12 protein-coding genes are annotated in these 19,834 nt (G+C 67.4%); 11 read left to right on the top strand and 1 reads right to left on the bottom strand.

What is annotated here, in order from left to right; genetic code table 11:
- The 7 genes from VGB24_RS17510 to VGB24_RS17480 all read left to right on the top strand — a co-directional run.
- The coding region (locus VGB24_RS17510; protein ID WP_331074240.1) for a pyridoxal-phosphate dependent enzyme at positions 1–808 on the top strand (808 nt) is incomplete at its 5' end.
- A complete protein-coding gene (locus VGB24_RS17505) occupies positions 805–2,082 on the top strand; it encodes an ATP-grasp domain-containing protein (RefSeq protein ID WP_331074239.1) in 1,278 nt (425 codons plus the stop codon). The genes VGB24_RS17510 and VGB24_RS17505, both read left to right, overlap by 4 nt.
- A complete protein-coding gene (gene argH, locus VGB24_RS17500; RefSeq protein WP_331074238.1) occupies positions 2,079–3,590 on the top strand; it encodes an argininosuccinate lyase in 1,512 nt (503 codons plus the stop codon). The genes VGB24_RS17505 and argH overlap by 4 nt, the downstream gene beginning before the upstream one ends.
- Before the next feature lie 346 nt (positions 3,591–3,936).
- Complete coding sequence (locus VGB24_RS17495; protein ID WP_331074237.1) at positions 3,937–5,388, top strand: hypothetical protein; 1,452 nt, start codon at positions 3,937–3,939, stop codon at positions 5,386–5,388.
- A gap of 468 nt (positions 5,389–5,856) precedes the next feature.
- Positions 5,857–6,999, top strand: coding sequence for a Gfo/Idh/MocA family protein (locus VGB24_RS17490; protein ID WP_331074236.1), 1,143 nt, complete (start codon positions 5,857–5,859; stop codon positions 6,997–6,999).
- A gap of 114 nt (positions 7,000–7,113) precedes the next feature.
- Positions 7,114–8,571 (top strand): hypothetical protein, encoded by a 1,458-nt coding sequence (locus VGB24_RS17485; protein WP_331074235.1) that lies wholly within the window; start codon positions 7,114–7,116, stop codon positions 8,569–8,571.
- A gap of 50 nt (positions 8,572–8,621) precedes the next feature.
- Positions 8,622–9,839 carry a cytochrome P450 gene (locus VGB24_RS17480; RefSeq protein ID WP_331074234.1) on the top strand — a complete coding sequence of 406 codons (1,218 nt, stop codon included), beginning with the start codon at positions 8,622–8,624 and terminating at the stop codon, positions 9,837–9,839.
- Positions 9,840–9,855: 16 nt separating this feature from the next.
- On the opposite strand, the gene VGB24_RS17475 is transcribed toward VGB24_RS17480, so the two are convergent.
- Entirely contained in the window at positions 9,856–12,033 is a 2,178-nt protein-coding gene (locus VGB24_RS17475) for a hypothetical protein (protein WP_331074233.1), read from the bottom strand.
- 681 nt (positions 12,034–12,714) lie between these two features.
- Here VGB24_RS17475 and VGB24_RS17470 point away from each other — a divergent pair.
- From VGB24_RS17470 to VGB24_RS17455, 4 genes are read left to right on the top strand one after another with little or no spacing between them, the layout of a single operon-like run.
- Entirely contained in the window at positions 12,715–15,735 is a 3,021-nt protein-coding gene (locus VGB24_RS17470; protein ID WP_331074232.1) for a type I restriction endonuclease subunit R, read from the top strand.
- Positions 15,732–16,994, top strand: coding sequence for a restriction endonuclease subunit S (locus VGB24_RS17465; protein WP_331074231.1), 1,263 nt, complete (start codon positions 15,732–15,734; stop codon positions 16,992–16,994). Before VGB24_RS17470 ends, VGB24_RS17465 begins: the two co-directional genes overlap by 4 nt.
- Entirely contained in the window at positions 16,991–18,199 is a 1,209-nt protein-coding gene (locus VGB24_RS17460; RefSeq protein ID WP_331074230.1) for an AAA family ATPase, read from the top strand. The genes VGB24_RS17465 and VGB24_RS17460 overlap by 4 nt, the downstream gene beginning before the upstream one ends.
- The gene (locus VGB24_RS17455; RefSeq protein ID WP_331074229.1) at positions 18,196–19,809 is read left to right on the top strand and encodes a type I restriction-modification system subunit M; all 1,614 of its coding nucleotides are present in this window, start codon (positions 18,196–18,198) and stop codon (positions 19,807–19,809) included. The genes VGB24_RS17460 and VGB24_RS17455 overlap by 4 nt, the downstream gene beginning before the upstream one ends.
- Positions 19,810–19,834 lie beyond the last annotated feature (25 nt).

Raw genomic sequence — 19,834 nt, 5'->3', positions numbered from 1 at the left:
CCCGGCCATCGATGCCCCGCTGCAGCGGCGGCTGGAAGACCTGGGCGCCACGGTGCACATCGTCCGCGAGCCGGGGCCCACCGGCGGCTTCCAGCAGGCGCGGCTCGCCGTCCTGGAGCGGGTGCTGGCCGAGAACCCGGGGAGCTTCTGCCCGCGCCAGTACAGCAACCCGCACAACCCGGGGAGCTACGCACCCTGCGCCGAGCAGCTGGCCCACGCGGCCGGGGCGGTCGACTGCCTGATCGGCACCGTGGGCTCCGGCGGAAGCGTGTGCGGGATCTCGTCGCACCTGCGGCGGATCTCCCCCGAGCTCGAGGTGATCGGCGTCGACACGCACCGCAGCGTGCTCTTCGGCCAGTCCGACGCCGGGAGCGGACGGCTGCTGCGCGGCCTGGGCAACTCGCTGATGCCGCCCAACGTGGACCACACGGCCTTCGACCTGGTGCACTGGGTGGGTGCGGCCGAGGCCTTCCTCGCCACCCGCCGGCTGCACCAGGACCACGCGCTGTACGTGGGTCCCACCAGCGGCGCGGCGTACCTGGTGGCCGACGCGTGGGCGCGCGAGAACCCCGACCGGCTGGGCGCGGTGATCTTTCCCGACGAGGGGTACCGCTACCAGGACACCGTGTACGACGACGCCTGGCTGGAGGCGCAGGGCGCGCGCCTGGACGTACTTCCGCGCGAGCCGGTGGAATGGGACCACCCGCACGACGGCGACGACCCGTGGGCGTTCTTCCGCTGGGGCCGCCGCACGTTCGCCGAGGTGATGGACCGGGCCGGCGCCGGGCCCAGGCTGGTGCCGGCGTGAGCGCGGCAAAGGCGCTGCTCTTCGTCGAAAGCAACACCAGCGGAACGGGGCGGCTCTTCGCGCGCACCGCGCGGACCATGGGGTTCGCGCCGGTGCTGGTCACCACCCGCCCGGAAAAGTACGCCTACCTCGCCGAGGCGGACGCGCCGGAGGTGGTCGTCGTTCCCCGCGTGGACGAGGACGAGCTGCACGCGCTGGTCGCCGCGCGCTGGGGCGGGGCCGCGGGGGTGGCCGGGATCACCTCCAGCTCCGAGTACTTCATCGCCACCGCGGCGGCGCTGGCGGCGCGCTTCGGCCTTCCCGGCCCGGACGCGGCCTCCGTGCGCGCCGCGCGCGACAAGTCGTGGCAGCGCCAGGTGCTGGCCGCCGGCGGCGTTCCCTCCCCCGCCTTCCGCGCCGTCTCGTCGGCGCCCGAGGCCGTGGCCGCCGCGCGCGAGATCGGCTTTCCCGTGGTCCTCAAGCCGGTGGACGGCAGCGGCAGCGTGGGCGTGCGCGCCTGCGCCGACGTGGCGGAGGCCGGGTCGCACGCCGCGCTCCTCTTCGCCTCGGGGGGAGAGGGCGCCCGCGTGCTCGTGGAGTCGCTGGTGGCCGGCGACGAGTTTTCCGTCGAGGTCTTTTCCGGGCAGGTGGTGGGGATCACCCGCAAGCACCTGGGGGCCCCGCCCTTCTTCGTCGAGGCGGGGCACGACTACCCGGCCGACGTCCCCGGCAACGCCGCGGCGGCGCTGGTGGACTCGGTGACCCGCGGGACGGCGCTCCTGGGACTGGGCTGGGGCCCGCTGCACTGGGAGCTGCGGATGGACCACGAGGGGCGCGCCGTGCCGATGGAGGTGAACCCGCGGCTGGCCGGCGGCTTCATCCCCGAGCTGGTGCGCCACGCCCAGGGGATCGACCTGATCCGCGAAACGCTGCGCCTGGTGGTAGGGCAGGAGCCGGAGCTGGCGCCCTCGCGCCGGCGGCACGCCTCCATCCGCTTTCTCTTCGCGCCCGGCGCGGGGCGGCTCGCGGAGTTCGAGAGGGTGCCGGAGGCGCTCGGCCTCGCCGACGTGGTGGAGGTGAGCGCCTACCGCCGCCCCGGCGACGAGATCGACGTGCACGGCGACTTCCGCGACCGCATCGGCCACGCGGTCGCCTGCGCCGACGAGGCCGGCACCGCCGCCCGCGCCGCCGAGCGCGCCCGCGACACCGTCCGCGTCCGGATCGACGCGCCCGTGTCCGCCGTCGAAGCGGACGGTGCCGCGCCGCTGGCGGGGGCGCGGGAGGGGGCGGCGTGAGCGAGGACACCGGGCGGATCCGCCGGGCGCTGGACCCGCGCGCGCGGCGGATCGTCTTCGGCGACGACGCCGACCGCGCGATCCGCGACGAGCTCCCGTCGTACGTCCGCATCGACCGCGCGCACCTGGTGATGCTGGTGGAGCGCGGGATCCTTCCCCGGGACCGCGGGCGGCGGCTCCTGGCGGCGATGGACCGGCTGGTCGCGGAGGGCTACGCGCCGCTGAAGGGGCGCGCGGCGCCGCGCGGGCTGTACCTGCTGTACGAAAGCTGGCTGGTGGAGACGCTGGGCGAGGAGACCGGCGGCGCGGTGCACCTGGCCCGCTCGCGCAACGACATCAACGCCACCGTCCTCCGCATGCGGCTGCGCGAGCCGTATGGGCGGCTCGCCGGGGAGGTGCTTCGGCTGCTGGCCGTGCTGGTGGGCCGCGCCGAGCGCCACGCCGCCACCACCATGCCCATCTACACGCACTACCAGGCGGCGCTCCCGGTGACCTTCGGGCACTACCTGGCCGGCGTGGCGCTGGCGCTCCTGCGCGACCTGCACGGGCTGGAGGCGGCGGCCGACGGGCTGGACCGCTGTCCGCTGGGCGCCGGCGCGGCGGGGGGAACCACGGTGCCGATCGACCCGGAGCGGACGGCGGCGCTCCTGGGCTTCGCCGAGGGGGTGCTGCACTCGATCGACGCGGTGGCCTCGCGCGACCTGGTCCTGCGCCTCCTTTCGGCCGCGTCCGTCCTGGGCGTCACGCTCAGCCGGCTGGCGACCGACCTGCAGCTGTGGAGCACGGCGGAGTTCGGCCTGGTGGGCTTTCCCGACACCCTGGTGGGCTCCAGCTCCATGATGCCGCAGAAGCGCAACGCCTTTCTCCTGGAGCACGTGCAGGGGCGGGCCGGGGCGCCGCTGGGCGCCTTTACCGCCGCCGCCGTGGCCATGCACGCCACGCCCTTCAGCAACTCGGTCGCCGTCGGAACCGAGGGGGTGCGGCCGCTCTGGGGCGCGCTGGAGGGGGTGACGGAGGCGGTGGTGCTCGCCCGCCTGGTGGTCGCCGGGGCCGAGCCGCGGCCGGAGCGGATGCGTGAGCGGGCAAACGAGGGGTTCACCGCCGCCACCGAGCTGGCCAACCGGCTGGTGGTGGAGACGGGGATGTCGTTCCGCCAGGCGCACCACCGGGTGGGCGAGCTGGTGACGGAGGCCGCCGCGCGCGGGGAGCCGCTGGCGGAGGCGGCCGGCGCCCTTTTCCGCGAGCTGGGGATGGACGCGGACGCGGACGGGCTGGACCCCGCCGCGGTCGCGGCGGCGGCGGCGTACGGCGGCGGGCCGGGCGGGGACGAGCTGCGCCGGGCCCTGGCCGAGCTGCGGCGCGAATGGGCGGCTGCCGCCCGCCGGCTCGCCGCGCGCCGCGAACGGTGGCGCGAGGGCGACCGCGCGCTCGACGCCGCGGCGGCCGGCGTGCTGGCCGGCGGGCCGTCACCGGACGACCCGCCCTCCGAACGGGTGCCGGCGGATTGACTGGCCCACCCCGGCGTTGCCGCCGGCGGAGTCAGGTTCTGAATCGGCGGACGCGCCCGGACCGTGAAGCACGGTCCGGGCGCGCCGCGTTTTGAGGGGAGCGTGCGGGGCCCGGCACTCTGGACGACGGGGAGGTGCGGTGTCCACGAACTGGTGAGATACACGAGTTCGCGGCGGGACGCAACGGCCGTTTGTGACCTTCCGCCGTGGAGAGGGCCTGCAGAAAAAAAGGAAGCCTGCCTGGCAGCGCACACAAATTATTGCGGATTAGGCGTTGGATCGTTACCTATGGGCCATGGCAGTGCCCGGCGCCGCGGGACCGGCGATTCATCGACGTATCCATTCCATGTCTGCAGATACCCTGATGTCCACGCTGGACGAGGCGAAGCCCGTCCACGCCCGGTGGTCGGAGGTGAACCGCCAGTTCCTGGACTTCGTCGCGACCCACCCGGAGTGCCTGGACCGGGGCAGCTACACCGGGGCCTGCCAGGCGCCCCGCCTGCGGTTCTACTCGTCGGTGCAGCCATGGCCCCTCTTCTTCGAGCCGTCCCGGGTGAGCGAGCTGGCGGCGATGGCGGTAGGGCTGGACCGGCTGCTCAAGGCCGCCGTCGGGCGCTTCCTGCGGAACGACGCCCGCACCATCGCCGACTACTACCGCATGGCTCCGTCGGCGGACGGCTCGCCAGGGATGCCGGACCTGATCACGGAGCGGTCGGTCCCCATCCTGGTGGCGGAGCCCAACGGCGTGGCCGGCGCGTTCTCGCGCGGCGACTACCTGGAAACGCCGGAGGGGCTCAAGCTGTTGGAGATCAACTCCAGCGGCTTCATCGGCGGGCTGGCGACCGACCACCTCTGCGAGCGGTACCTGGAGTCCGAGCCCACCGCCCGTTTCCTGCGCCAGGTGAACCGGCGCGCCCGGCCGATGGGGATCCGCCGCGCCATGCTCCGCCACGTGGTGGAGGACTCCAGGCGGCTGGGCGCGTGGACGGAAGGCGACATCAACGTGGCGATCGTCATCTACCCGAACCGGCCCGCGATCATCGCCGAGTACGATGCCGCGGAGTACACGCACGAGCTGCACGCCGCGCTCGTCGACGCCGGGCACGCCCCGGGCGGCCGGGTGATCCTGTGCTCGCTCGAGAAGCTCTCCGCCGGCCCGGAGGGGGTGACGCTGGCCGGCGAGCCGGTGCACGCGGTGGTCGAGCAGCACGGCGGCGGCGACTTCCTGCCCGTGTTCCGAGCCTTCAAGGTCGGGCGCGTGAACCTGTTCAGCGGTCCCATCAAGGCCATCCTGAGCGACAAGCGCAACATGGCCCTGGTTTCCGAGCACGCCGGCTCCGCCGACTTCACCGCCGCCGAGCGCGCGCTGATCGAGCGGCACTTCGCGTGGACGCGCCGGGTGCTTCCCTCCCGCACCACCTTCCGCGGGCGCCCGCTGAACCTTCCCGGCGACCTGCCCGCCGGCCGCGACGACTTCGTGCTGAAGAAGGGGTGCTCGAACAGCGGCGGCGGGGTGGTGGTGGGGCGCTTCCACACGCTGGACGAGTGGGAGCAGGCCATTGCCCGGGCGGTGCGGGAGGGCGACTGGGTGGTGCAGGAGCGGCTGGAGCCGGTGCCGTACTGCTTTCACGACGCCCGGGCGGGCGCCGTGCCGCACGAGGTGGTGTGGGGGCTGTTCGCGTTCGGCGAGCACTTCGGCGGCGTGCACCTGACCATGCAGCCCACCGGGCACGGCCGCGGGGTGGTCAACCCCAACCAGGGCGCCGCGCTCGGCGCCGGGCTGGCGCTAATGGACTGACCGGCGCGCGCCGGTTCGAGGGGAACCCGCGGAGCCCGGCACGCGGGACGACAGGCATGGGCGGTGTCCACAAACTGGCGAAAAGCACGAGTGCCAGGCCGCTCGTCCAGCGCCGATGATCCCCGCCGGATGCGGCGGGGACGTAATGGCCGTTTGTGACTTTCTGTCGTGTAGGGGGCTTGCAGGGAAACCGCAGGCCTGCTTATACTCTGGGGAAAACATCTGGGGTTTCGCCGCGATGCGCCGGTCCGGGCCTGCACCCGTCCCCGCAACCAGGTCCCTCCCGCGCTGACCTGAAACGATGCGCACCGGCGGGGCGGCGTGGGGCGGGCGAGTCGCTCGTGTGCCGCGGAGACCCGGTGCTCCGGGTGAGGCAGTTTCCACAAACCCGTCGGGTGAAGATCCGGCCCGGTGCCGGCAAGACGCATCGCGGCCGGGCGGTGTGCCCCCTCCAACGGAGCAACGGAAGTGACTGACACGATGACCACGGCCCCGCTGGTGTCGGCCGATCTCCACGTGGCGAACGTGACCGCGCCTCCCCGGCGCCTGGGCGCGGTGGTCGTCGGGCTGGGTCGCGCCGGGCTGGGCCTGCACATTCCCATCCTGGAAGGGATTCTCCGCGACAAGGCCGCGGCGTCGCCCTTCGGGGCCGTCGTCGGCCTCGTGGACCGCGTGGTGGGGGGAACCAAGCGCGCGCTGCATCGTCTTGAATACGACTACGGGTACGACCCGCGGCCGATCAGCTGCGCGACCTCGCTCGCCGAGCTGGCCGGCGTGGATCCCGACAACACGGTCGTGCACATCTGCACGCCGGCGGACGACCACGCATCGACGCTGCGCGAAGCGACCGACGCGGGATTCCGCCAGATCATCGTCGAGAAGCCCTGCGCGGCCAACACCGCCGACGTCGACGAGATGCAGCGCATCGCCGACCGGACGGGCGCCAGCATCGCCGTGGTCAATCCGTACCTGTACAGCCGGTCCGTGGGTGCCTGCAAGGCCAAGATCCAGGAGGTGGGACGGCTGCCGCACTACCTGGAATTCGAGATGTCGAAGCCGCGGATCACGCCCACGCTGGCGGGGCGCTCCAAGCCGGAATCGGTGATGGACGTGGAGCTGCCGCACCAGATCGCCACGGCGCTGTACCTTACCGGGGCCACGCGATACCGGCTCCTTCGCGCCGAAGTGCGGCACATGCACTACCGGGAGATCGACACCGAGCCCTGCCGGGTCGTGCCGAACATGGGGATCGGCATCATCGTCCTGGAGCTGGGCGAGTGCATCGCGGTGCTCGTCTCCTCGCTGGATGCGCTCACCCGCACGCGGGTGCTGAAGCTGCGCTTTCCGAACGCGGAACACATGGAAGCGTTCCTGCCGGTGACGGGAGACGACCACACCAGCGTGGTCATCGAGTACTCGGGCCACAACACCGACGGGTCCACCGACCAGCAGCGGCTCGCGAAGCTCCCCGACGACATGCTCGCGCACTGCCTGTTCGACATGTACTCGCGCTTCCTTGCCGATGCTCCGCAGATCAGCGATCTCACCTTCAACCGCAGGGTGGTCGACGTGATGGACAAGGCCAAGACGTTCGCGCGCATCCGCAGGTAGGCAGGGGGCGAGCGGGCGCTCCAGGGCCCGGCAGGCTCACATTCCACGCTCACGGCCTTCCATCCGGCCGGCGAGCCGCATCGACGTATCGCCATCCGCGGCTGAACGACACCCATGGACGAAGCACCGGCCCGGGATTCCGCGGCGATCACGGAACGGCTCGAGGCGCTTGCGGCCGCGCTGCGGGGCGGCGCGAACCCGTTCCTGCACGACCCGGAGATGCTGGACCTGCTGTACGGCGTCAGCGGGTTCGGGATGAACTGGCTGGCCGCCCAGACCGGCGTTCCCGGCGCGCGGGACGTGATTCTCGGCCGGCTCTACGAGGCGGTGAGCGCGGGGCCGGACGGGGCCGGCGTCCTGGCGGATCTGGGCCGGGTGCTGAGATCGGACGTGCACCCGACCTCGTGGCTGAACACCGAAAAGCAGCGTCCGCGCCACCGGCTGGTCGACCTGCTCGCGCGGGTGTGCCGGGAGCACGCCGGCACCCCGCTGGGCGAGACCGCCCTCCGGGAGGCCGTGGGCACGATCGTTTCCGATTCATCCATGGTCACGCTCGACGTGCGCGGGCAGTGCCTGGACTGCATCGCCGAGTGTCTGGACGAGCTTCCGTCGCTGGACGTCGAGCCGCACCTGGAGGGGGTGGAGGAGATCGTCTCGCGGTTCCGCCCCTGCCAGGAGCGTGCGCTCGCGCTGCAGGTGACGGATACCCACGACACCATCGACCCCCACGTTTCCTACCCGGACCGCCCCTTCCTCGAGGTCCTCGGGCGTGCCGCGAGCGAAAAGGCACTGGAGCGGGCCTTCGTCTTCGGGGCCAGGCTCGCCGATGCCGTGCTCCGCGTGCGGCCCAGCGAACGTGCGCGGTCCATCGCCGCGCGCGCCCGGGAGGGCCGTGAGGCACTGGCCGCGGTGCGGTCCGGGGTGCTCTCCTCCCCCGAGCTGGAGGCGTTCATCGCGGCGCGCCTTCCCAGCCGCGCCAGCGAGGTCTCCGACTACGTGGTCAACCGCCAGCAGGTGCTGGTCGACGGCCTGACCGTCCAGGAGCTGTTCCGCTGGCTGATCGCGGCGCCGGAGAACTCGTCCAGCGACCAGCGTGCGCGCCGGACCATCACGGCCTTCTTCCGGCAGGTGCTGGGGATGGGGCAGGCCGCGAACGTGGGACTGGACGCGCGGCCGTTCTTCATCGACCACGGGTATGGCCCGGAGGGCGACCAGCTGGACTGGCCCAGCTACGTGTTCCTGCCGGCGGGCACCATCTGGGGGAAGGGCGCGGGGGTGGACCTTTCCTGCGGGGTGGCGTTCGGCGGCGGGGTCGACCTCGCCGCCAGCCGGGGCCGCGACGCCTCGTACATCGGGGGAAGCTGGTCGGCCACGCTGTACCATGGCCATTCACACGTGGGGGGTGCGCCGGGATCGCAGGGCGCGGAGTCCAGGGACCGCATCGTCTACTTCGGCCTGACCGTCGACGACGGCGAGAGGCTTCCCTGGGGTGCGTACGTGGAAGCGGAGCAGCACGTGGGCGGCGGCGTGTACCCGGGGGTGCGCACCCATCCGCTGGAACCCACGCGCTGACGCCCGAATTCACCCGACGCATCGTCCCGATCCAGCACCGCGGAGCACGCGTGTCCAACCTCGACCCTCCCGACCGCCCGAGCATGGCCGCCCTGCGGGGCGCCTACCAGGCTCCGCACGCGCTCTACGACCAGGCGAGAGCCCGGGACGGCATCGCGTTCGACCCGCTCGCCAACTGCTGGCTCGTCACCGGCCACCGGGCCGTCCGGAGCATCCTCGAAGACCGGAGGTTCACCTCCGACCCGCGCGTCGCGGGCGCGGGGAACGCGCGGCCGGCCCGGCGGTCGTTCCTCCAGGACGCGGTCGAGAAGCAGATCATCTTTTCGGACGGGGCCGACCACCACGGCGCCCAGCGGGTGATCCTGCAGGAGGCGTCGCGCAAGATGCAGGAGCTGTCCGGCTGGATCCGGGAGCTCGCGGCCGGGCTGCTGCAGCCGCTGCCGGCGCGGGGCGAGGTCGACCTGGTGACGGACTTCGCGCTGCCCTACGCGCTGCAGACGGTCTGCAGGGTGTTCGGCATCCCCGCCGGCGACCCGGGCCGGCTGGCCGACCTGGCGCGATGGTCCAACACCCTGGCCGACGTCACCAGCGGCTACCTGAACGTCCGGATCCAGGACGTCACGCTGTTCGGCGACTACTTCCGCGCGATGGTTGCCGCGCGCCGGGCCTCGCCCTCCGACGACCTGGTCAGCGCGTTCCTGAAGGCGGAAACCTTCGCCACCGACGAGGACCTCGTCATCAACTGCATGGGCTCCTTCGCCGCCGGCAGGGTGACCACGCAAAAGCTGCTCGGCGACGGCGTGCCGATGCTGCTCCCGGAGTGGCCCGCCTGGCGGGAGATGGTGGCGGCGAACCCGGGCGCGAGCAGGCGGCTGGCCGAGGAGCTGCTGCGGATGGTGACGCCCACCCGCTACCTGGGGCGGCATGCCACCGAGGACGTGGACCTTTCGGGCGAGTGGGGTGCCGGCCACCTGATCCGTAAGGGGCAGCGGGTCGTCCTCTTCCTGGAGGCCGCCAACCGCGATCCCGCCCGCTTCCCCGATCCGCACGAGCTGAAGTGGGAGCGGCAACCGAACCCGCACCTGGCGTTCGGCCACGGCCCGCATCGCTGCCCCGGGGCGAGCATCGCGCGGGCGGAGATCCAGATCGCGCTGGAAACGCTGCTCGCGACCTTCGAAACGCTCGTTCCGAATCCGTCCGCACCCCCGGTCTGGGATCCCAACCCCAACCTCGGCGGCTACCGGTCGTACCCCTGCCTGTGCAGCTGAAGCCGGGCGCTTCGCCCTAGCGGGCCAGGGGGTCCGGCCGGAGCTGAAAGCGGATCGCCTTGCTGGTGGTCCCCTTTCCGCCCTCCATGTGGTAGGGGGTGCGGGTGCTGATGGAGGCCCAGAGGCCGCGCCCCTTCCACCCGGCGTTCGGGTCGTCGATGCGGCCGTCCAGCCACTTGGTGTAGAACCCCATCGGGTAGGGTACGCGCAGCACGACCCACCTGCCGTCCTTGAGGACCAGGAGCCCCTCGGACTGGTTGCCGGTGTTGATCGGCACGTTCTCGCCCAGCCCCAGCGTGTTGAACTGGTCTACCCAGGTGTAGTAGCTCCCTTCGCCACTCCCCGCGCTGGTGACGTTGCCCAGCTGCGGAAGGGGCTCGGCGTAGAAGCTCCACCCCTCGGGGCAGTGCTGGCCGGTGGCGGCGGGGCCGTTCAGGGGGCCGCGGCACTTGCGCCGGTCGAAGCTGGCCATGTGCCCGCTGGCCAGGGCGGCCCAGTACACGCCGTTGCGGTCCACGTCGCCGCCGCGCGGGGAGAAGCCCTCCACGGGCCTGCCATCCCGCATGGGGAGCTCGAAGACCTCGGTGAGCGCGGTTTCCGGCGGGTTGGCTCCCGGGCTCAGCCGGAAGATGGCGCCCGGAAACCCGAACATCGTCCCCCACACCGATCCGTCCGGCGCCGGCGCCAGGGCGTACGGGCCGCCTCCGTACTGCCCCGGCTGCAGGCGCTTGTCCTTGGTGGGGTCCAGGGGCGCGTTCGGCTCCACGTAGTCGTCGCGGCGGCCGTTCCCGTTGGCGTCCAGGACCAGCGCGGTCCATCCCTGCGCTCGCTCCTCGTCGCCCGTCTGGTCCCACAGCCGGGTGTTCACCCACCCCACCACCGGCCCGCCGCCGCTCAGCCAGAGGGTGCGGTTGGCATCCTCGGCGAACATCAGGTGGTGCGTGCCGAAGCAGGTGGCGACGTGCTTCATCTCCTTCGTCCGCGGGTCGTACACCGCCACGTGGCGGTTGGAGGCGTTGAGCGGAAAGAGGCGCGCGGACGGATGGCTCGATCCCGCCTTGCAGAACGCCGGGTTGTCCGGCGGACGCACCCGGGAGGTGAGCCAGACGCGCCCCGTTTCGTCGAACATGGGGTTGTGCACGTTCGCCCGGCTGGTCCAGATCGCCTCGGTGCCCCAGTACGGCGAGGGCACCGCCACCTGCTGCGGCGCCGCGGGCGGGGTGTTCGGGTCGCGGACGGTGACGGGCACGCGGCTGGCCGTATGGGTGTTGGGGTCGAGCACCGGCAGGTAGTCGGCGCTCGCCTCGAGCACGGCGTACAGCGGGCCGTTGGCGTTGACGGTGGGATTGCGACGGTCGGTGGAAACCAGGTCGTGCAGGTACGCCCTGGGGTCGGCCCAGTCCCACAGGGTGATGACGACGTTGCGCTCGATTCCCTGCGGGCGGGGCGGCGCGGGGGGAACTTCGCCCGCCGCGATCCGGTCGGTCCAGTCGGCGAACATCCGCAGGGTGCGCGGCATTCCCATCTGGTGCACCGTGCCGATCATCGCGCCTCCCACCTGGCCCACCTGCAGCCGCCGCTCCCACGCCTTCTCGGACGACTCGAAGGTGCCGAGCGCCGGGTGCAGCTCGCGCGTTCCCTTGCTCCCCATCTGGTGGCAGCCCAGGCAGGCGTTGTTCTTCACGAGCCGGACGTACTCCGCCTGGCTTTTGAAGGCGGGGTTGATGCCGTTCCCCTCCGGGCCGGTGCCGGGGAACTCGCTCTCGGCCGGAACGCGGAGGAGCGAGAACCAGTACCCGGCCGGGTAGTACTCCGCCGCGGCGCGCGGATTGGGCGCGGGGCTCGCCCGCAGGTTCAGCGTGGTCCCGGGCGCGGCCCGCTGCCTGGGCGAGTCGACCAGCCCGTACCCGCGCACCCACACATCGTAGCTCGCCGGCGGGAGGTCGGGGAGCAGGTAGCGCCCCTGGTCGTCGGTCACCACGATCTTGGCGAACTTCGTGGGGAGGTCGTTGGTCTCGGCGATCACCCACACCCCCGCCTCGGGGCCGCTCGCCCCCGTCACCACTCCCGCGATGTCGTCGGGATCGATCGCCGTGCCCCCGGAGGCGAGCTGCGCGCCGTGCGTGCAGGCGGCCCAGAGCAGCGCGCACGCCGCCACTGCCGCGCCCGCCAGGAGTGCCTTGGTCTTCTTCATCCGTTCGCTCCCTGGATGGTGTTCGGCCACGCTCCGCACGACGGCGGGGACGCTCAGTTGGAAAGAAGTTGCGGTCGGGATTGCGCCGGACGAGGGTGTGTCCGGGCCTGGTCACATGATGAAGATTTGGGCCGCAACGGGCAAGGGGGGTAACGGCTCCGGCGCCACGGCGTCGAGAGGGAACGCATGGCGGCGTGGGAGTACAACAGTTTCGAGAGGACTGCGAACCCGCCCACTGACGACGACGCTACTGCCCCACTTCCTTACCTGAATGGGGCTTAGGGGGCCGCCGGTTCAAATGCGGCGCCCCGACTAGCGTAAGTTAAGGCCCTGCAACGGTTTCGTTGCGGGGCCTTTCGCGTTCCTACCGGCAACGTACCGGCATGGTGATCGGGATCCAACCTCGTTCCAGCTTACCGGACCGGTCGCTGGCGGGAAGCGGTTGCAGGCGGGACCGGGCTCGCGGTATCTTCAGCTCTGCCCCGGCGTCATGAGGTTGGCGTCGCATCTCATGGCCAGCGATCCGCGACCGCCTATCGGCACGTCAGTGTATCACCCTTTTTCCGCCACCGACCGGATCCCACTGTCGCACGGGGGCGTGCTGCCCGAGAAAGACGCCGACAGGTCCGTGCAAGCGTCGATCGCACACCGCAATCTCTCCCAACAGTGATTTGAAGCTGGATGACCTCAGACGAACGCCGGCTTGAGAAGGAGCTGCTTGAGAGGCTTTGCAGCTTGAAGTACGAGTACCGCACGGACATTCGTGACCGCGCCACTCTCGAGCAGAATTTCCGTGAGAAGTTCGAAGCCCTGAACCGCGTCAGGCTCACGGACGGCGAGTTCAAGCGTCTGCGTGATAGCATCATCACGCCCGATGTTTTTACTGCTGCCCGAACGCTCCGCGAGATCAACGGCTTCACTCGGGACGACGGCACGCCACTCAATTACACTCTGGTCAACATCAAGGATTGGTGCAAGAACACCTTCGAGGTCGTCAATCAGCTCCGCATCAATACCGAGGCCAGCCATCACCGCTACGACGTCGTACTCCTGATCAACGGCGTGCCCGTGGTTCAGATTGAGCTCAAGACGCTCGGAACCAGCCCCCGGCGGGCGATGGAGCAGATCGTCGACTACAAGAACGACCCGGGCAACGGCTACACCAACACGCTTCTCTGCTTCGTCCAGTTGTTCGTCGTAAGCAACCGCACGGACACGTGGTACTTCGCGAACAACAACGCCCGTCACTTCGCCTTCGACGCGAACGAGCGGTTCCTCCCGATCTACCAGTACGCGGCCGAGGACAACACGCCGATTCGCCACCTGGACGATTTCAGCGACCGGTTCCTCTCCAAGTGCACGCTCGGGCAGACGATCAGCAAGTACATGGTTCTCATCGCCAGTGAGCAGAAGCTCCTGATGATGCGCCCGTACCAGATCTACGCGGTGAAGGCCATCGTCGACAGCATCGACCAGAACTGCGGCAACGGCTACATCTGGCACACGACCGGGTCTGGAAAGACGCTCACGTCCTTCAAGGCTTCGACGCTCCTCAAGACGAACGAGAGCATTCACAAGTGCGTCTTTGTGGTCGACCGCAAGGACCTGGACCGGCAGACCCGCGACGAGTTCAACCGCTTCCAGGAAAACTGCGTCGAGGAGAACACCAACACCGCTTCGCTTGTCCGCCGCCTGCTTTCCGACGATTACACGGACAAGGTGATCGTCACCACGATCCAGAAGCTCGGGCTCGCTCTCGATGAGAACGGCGGGGAGAACCACGTTCAGGGGCGTGCGACGTTCAAGCAGCGCCTGGAGCCGCTTCGCGACAAGCGGATGGTGTTCATCTTCGATGAGTGCCACCGGTCGCAATTCGGCGACAATCACCAGGCGATCAAGAATTTCTTCCCGAACTCGCAGCTCTTCGGGTTCACCGGCACCCCGATTTTCCCGGACAACGCGACCGTAAAGGGAATTGAGGGTGACCTCGGGATGTACCGGACCACTGAGGACATCTTTCAGAAGCGGCTGCACGCCTACACCATCACCCACGCGATCGAGGACCAGAACGTCCTTCGGTTCCACATCGATTACTTCAAGCCCGAGGGTGCGTCCGCACCCAAGCCTGGCCAGACGCTCACGAAGCGGGCGGTGGTTCAGGCCATTCTCGACAAGCACGACCAGGCGACGGGCGGCCGGCGATTCAACGCCTTGCTCGCCACCGCCTCGATCAATGACGCGATCGAGTACTTCGAGGTTTTCAGGACGGTTCAGGCCGAACGTCAGACCTCCGATGCCGCGTTCGTCCCGCTGAAGGTCGCCGCGGTTTTCTCGCCGCCCGCGGAGGGCAACAAGGATGTCCAGCAGATCCAGGAGGACCTTCCCCAGGAGAAGGCGGACAACCAGCATGATCCCGAAGGGAAAAAGGCCGCACTCAAGGCGATCATCGCCGAGTACAACCTGCGGTACGGGACGAATTTCGACATCAACAACTTTGACCTGTACTACCAGGACGTGCAGCAGCGCATCAAGGACCAGCAGTTCCCCAACGGCGACCTGCCCCGCAAAGGCGCCGAGAAGATCGACGTCACCATCGTTGTCGACATGCTTCTGACGGGCTTTGACTCCAAGTACCTGAACACGCTCTACGTCGACAAGAATCTCAAGCACCACGGATTGATCCAGGCATTCAGCCGCACCAACCGCATCCTGAACGCCACGAAGCCGTTCGGGCAGATCCTCGATTTCCGGCAGCAGCAGGACAACGTCGACGCCGCCATTGCCCTTTTCGCCGATGCGCAGTCCGATCGCGCCCGCAAGATCTGGCTGGTAGACAAGGCGCCGGTCGTGATCGACCAGTTCCGGAAGGCCGTCGCCGACCTCGGCGAGTTCATGCAGTCGCAGGGACTGGAAGCCAGACCCGATCAGGCCAACCACCTGAAGGGCGACGACGCCCGGGCCCAGTTCATCAAGCGGTTCAAGGAGGTGCAGCGCCTGCAAACCCAGCTGGACCAGTACACCGATCTTTCCGGCGAGCAGCGGAACCAGATCGAGCAGACCCTTTCTCGCGATGACCTGCGCGCCTTTCGCGGTGTCTACCTGGAAACCGCCCTGCGCCTCAAGGAGCAGCAGGGAACGCCCGATGGTAACGGCGGGACGGACAATTCCGAGATCGACCAGCTCGACTTTGAGTTCGTTCTCTTTGCTTCCGCCGTGATTGATTACGACTACATCATGAAGCTGATCACCAGGTTCTCGGCACAGGACCCGAAGAAGCTCCAGATCAGCCGCGAACAGCTCATCGGCCTGATCCAGTCCGACGCCAAGTTCCTGAACGAACGCGAGGTGATCACCGAGTACGTCCGCTCACTTAAGGAGGGCGAAGGCCTCGATGAGGCCGCGATCCGCGCCGGGTACGAGCAGTTCAAGGCCGAGAGGCAGGCCAGGGAGATCGAGGGCCTTGCCCGGGCGCATGGCCTGACGACCGAGTCGCTTTCATCCTTCGTGGAAACCATCCTCCAGCGCATGATATTCGACGGCGAGCAGCTCACCGACCTGATGGAGCCGCTCGGCTTGGGCTGGCGTGAACGCCGCGAGCGGGAACTCGCCCTCATGGCCGACCTCGTACCGCTCCTGAACAAGCGTGCCCACGGCCGAGACATCTCAGGCCTCAACGCGTACGAGTACGGCGGGGCACGATGAAAACCGGCGACCGTTCGGCTCTAGTGCCGAAGCTCCGCTTTCCCGAGTTTCGGAATGCGCCTGGCTGGACTACGCTCAACGGCGACACTCTGTTTAAGCCAATCAACAATCGCGGCGCCGCACCAGCCCTGCCGGTGCTTGCCATCACGCAAGAGCATGGCGCAATCCCGCGCGATCAGATCGACTACCATGTGTCCGTGACGGCGGAGAGCGTCGCGGGCTACAAGGAAGTCTGCGAGGGCGACTTCATCATCAGTCTTCGATCGTTTCAGGGCGGAATCGAGTACTCACGCTATCATGGCATCTGCAGCCCGGCGTACGTGATTCTCCGGAAGAAGGGGGACGAAAACGATCATTTCTTCCGTTACCTCTTCAAGTCGGAGCGGTTCATTCAGCAGCTTACGCGAAACATTGAGGGGATTCGCGATGGCAAAATGATCAGCTATGCTCAATTTTCTGAGCAGCTGCTGCCTGTACCCGGACCTCCTGAGCAGCAAAAGATCGCCGACTGCCTCGGCTCGCTGGACGACCTGATCGCGGCAGAGGGCCGAAAGCTTGAAGCCCTGCAGCAGCACAAACAAGGGCTGATGCAGCAACTCTTCGTCCCGCCCGGTGAGACAGTGCCGCGGCTACGCTTCCCAGAGTTTCGCGACGCGAGGGAGTGGACGCCGCATAAGTTTGGCGATTTTGTAGTCAGATCGTTCTACGGGACGTCTGCGCCGACCGCAGAGACAGGCAAGTACCCAGTTCTGCGGATGGGCAACATGGTCGGTGGCAGGTTGGACTTCTCCAACCTCGTCTACATTGACCTCAACCCTCAAGACTTCGAGTTCTTCCGTTTGCGGAGAGGCGATATAATGTTGAACAGGACCAATAGTCGTGATCTTGTCGGAAAGGTTTCCATCTTTGATCACGATTCAGAATGCATTACGGCGTCTTATATTGTTTCTTTCCGCTTGGATGAGAACCAGATCGACCCGTGGTTCTGCAATCTGATGCTGAACGCGCCGATGTATCAGTGGCGGATCAAGCTACTTGCAACGCCGAGCATTAGTCAGGCGAACATCAATCCGACCACGTTCAAGACTGGCCTTGACATTGTCATCCCCAAACCCGCCGAGCAGCGGCAAATCGCCGCGTGTTTGTCCTCGCTGGACGACATGCTGGCCGCGCAGTCCCAGAAGACAGAACGCTTGAAGGCGCACAAGCAGGGCCTGCTGCAGCAACTCTTCCCCAGTTCGGAGGATGTGTCGCGATGAGTGACACCAGCTACGCCAATCTTTCGGAACTCGCCAAGCACCTCCGATCGGAGCTCGCCAAGAAAGCGGAGAAGAAGCCAGAGAAGAGCCCGTTCGTCCTGCTGTACGCTTTCAATGGGACCGGCAAGACACGGCTGTCCACGACCTACAAAGATCTCGGAAAGGTGGTTGACGCGAACGGTGAGACAACGAAGCGGGACACGCTCTACTTCAACGCCTACACCGAAGACCTCTTCAACTGGGATAATGACCTGGACGGAGATCGGCAACGGGTACTTGAACTCAACGACGACTCCAAGTTTTTCGAAGGGCTTCGCGAGCTTGAGATGGAGGTGAAGATCGGCAGGCTGCTGGAGCGCTACACCGATTTCAACTTCTACATAGACTACGACCGCCGGGAGAGGAGGGACCCTGACGGAGACCGGAATCTGACCGATCGACCGCTACGCCCAGCTGTGACATTCTTCCGAGCGCGGGAGGAGAACGGCGATCCGATTCCAATTAAGGTGTCCCGTGGCGAGGAGAACATCTTCATTTGGTGCTTCTTCCTTTCGATCCTTCAGCTCGCGCTGGACGGGGACCCCGCTTATGAGTGGGTTGAGCATGTGTACATTGATGATCCGGTCTCCTCGCTTGACGAGCACAATGCGATCGTTATCGCCAATCACCTCGTGCAGCTTTACCGAGAGGCGAAGCGGCCCATTCAGACCGTCGTCTCGACGCACCACACGCTCTTCTTCAATGTCTTGCATTACGAGCTTAAGAACCACATCAACGGCCCGTCCCAGTACACCCTGAAGCAAGATCGGAATGCAGGTGGCTTTCGGCTTAGGACGCAAAAGGGTGACACGCCGCAGTTCTATCACGTTGCGGCACTCGCCGAGCTTTGGGAGGCGGCCGCAGCTGGTACGGTCAGCACGTACCACTTCAATGTATTGCGCAGCATCCTGGAGAAAACCGCGTTCTTTCACGGCTATGGCCACTTCTCTAGGTGCATCAAGAGGGACGATGACGATGCGGACGGGGTTCTGCATCAGCGATACGTCGATCTGTTGAGTCACGGCAAATACTCGATGTACGAGCCGATCGAGATGGGCGAGGACACGATGGACAAGTTTCGCACGATCCTACGCGGCTTCGTGGAGCGTCATCCCTTCAATCGTGAACTCTTGCCAGAGTTTGCCCTGGACCCAGAAGCACAATGACCGAGAAAGGCCAGCTACAGCTAGGTAAGACGCTCTGGGCCATAGCAGACCAGCTCCGCGGCGCGATGAACGCGGACGACTTCCGCGACTACATGCTCGCGTTCCTGTTCCTCCGCTACCTCTCGGACAACTACGAGCAGGCCGCGAAGAAGGAACTCGGGCGCGACTACCCCAATCCGGACACCATCGGTAACGGTGGCCGGTCACCGCTGGCGGTATGGTACGCGGAAAACCCGGACGACGTGGCTGCGTTCGAGAAGCAGATGCGTCTGAAGGCGCATTACGTCATCCGCCCCGAGCACCTGTGGGCCAGCATCGCCCACATGGCCCGTACGCAGAATGGCGACCTGCTCAACACACTCCAGGAGGGCTTCAAGTACATCGAGAACGACTCGTTCCAGAGCACGTTCTCGGGACTGTTCTCTGAAATCAATCTCAGCTCCGAGAAGCTCGGGAGGGGTTACGCGGACCGGAATGCGAAGCTCTGCACGATCATCACCAAGATCGCTGAGGGCCTGGCGGATTTCTCGACGGACAGCGACACGCTGGGCGACGCCTACGAGTACCTGATCGGCCAGTTCGCCGCAGGCTCGGGGAAGAAGGCAGGTGAGTTCTACACCCCGCAACGGATCTCGGACATCCTCTCCGCGATCGTCACGCTCGACAGCCAGGAGCCGAAGACCGGCAAGCGGAGCTACCTCGCCAGCGTGATGGACTTTGCCTGCGGCTCGGGCTCGCTGCTGCTGAACGTCCGCAAGCGTATGGGGCCGCGCGGCATCGGGAAGATCTACGGGCAGGAGAAGAACATCACCACGTACAACCTCGCGCGGATGAACATGCTGCTGCACGGGGTAAAGGACTCAGAATTCGAGATCCACCACGGCGATACGCTGACGAACGACTGGGAGATGCTTCGCGAGACAAACCCCGCGAGGAAGCCCTACTTCGATGCCGTGGTCGCCAACCCGCCGTTCAGCTACCGCTGGGATCCGAACGAGGCATTGGGCGAGGACATCCGCTTCAAGAACTACGGGCTGGCACCGAAGTCGGCGGCGGACTTCGCCTTCCTGCTGCACGGGTTTCACTACCTCAAGGAAGACGGCGTGATGGCGATCATTCTGCCGCACGGCGTCCTGTTTCGGGGTGGCGCGGAAGCGAAGATCCGCCGCAAGCTTTTGGAAGATGGACACATCGACACCGTAATCGGCCTCCCGGCCAACCTGTTCTACTCGACCGGCATCCCGGTCTGTATCCTCGTCCTGAAAAAGTGCAAGAAGCCCGATGACGTCCTGTTCATCAACGCGGCCGAGGAGTATGAGAAGGGCAAGCGACAGAACTATCTCTCGGACGAGCAGATCGAGAGGATCATCGCCACGTACCAGCTGCGGGAGCCGCGGGAGCGGTATTCCAGGCGCGTGTCGATGGATGAAATCGCGGATAATGACTACAACCTGAACATCTCGCGGTATGTCAGCACCGCGCAGCAGGAAGTGGAGATTGATCTGGCCAAGGTCCACGCCGACTTGGTAGAGATCGATAAGACGATCCGGGAGGCCACGGCACGGCATAACAGCTTCCTCAAGGAGCTCGGCCTACCCGCGCTGCCATAGCTGTCCACCCACGAACGAACACAAG

This window comes from Longimicrobium sp., assembly GCF_036399935.1.
Classification (GTDB): domain Bacteria; phylum Gemmatimonadota; class Gemmatimonadetes; order Longimicrobiales; family Longimicrobiaceae; genus Longimicrobium.
The sequence above is the reverse complement of the archived record's forward strand: the minus strand, read 5'-3'. Positions and strand labels throughout refer to the sequence as shown.

What these genes read in the sequence shown, in the direction of transcription:
- VGB24_RS17495 (WP_331074237.1), top strand. Translation starts at nt 3,937, where the DNA reads ATGTCTGCAGATACCCTGATGTCCACGCTGGACGAGGCGAAGCCCGTC.
- VGB24_RS17485 (WP_331074235.1), top strand. Translation starts at nt 7,114, where the DNA reads ATGGACGAAGCACCGGCCCGGGATTCCGCGGCGATCACGGAACGGCTC.
- VGB24_RS17475 (WP_331074233.1), bottom strand. Translation starts at nt 12,033, where the DNA reads ATGAAGAAGACCAAGGCACTCCTGGCGGGCGCGGCAGTGGCGGCGTGC.
- VGB24_RS17470 (WP_331074232.1), top strand. Translation starts at nt 12,715, where the DNA reads ATGACCTCAGACGAACGCCGGCTTGAGAAGGAGCTGCTTGAGAGGCTT.
- VGB24_RS17465 (WP_331074231.1), top strand. Translation starts at nt 15,732, where the DNA reads ATGAAAACCGGCGACCGTTCGGCTCTAGTGCCGAAGCTCCGCTTTCCC.
- VGB24_RS17460 (WP_331074230.1), top strand. Translation starts at nt 16,991, where the DNA reads ATGAGTGACACCAGCTACGCCAATCTTTCGGAACTCGCCAAGCACCTC.
- VGB24_RS17455 (WP_331074229.1), top strand. Translation starts at nt 18,196, where the DNA reads ATGACCGAGAAAGGCCAGCTACAGCTAGGTAAGACGCTCTGGGCCATA.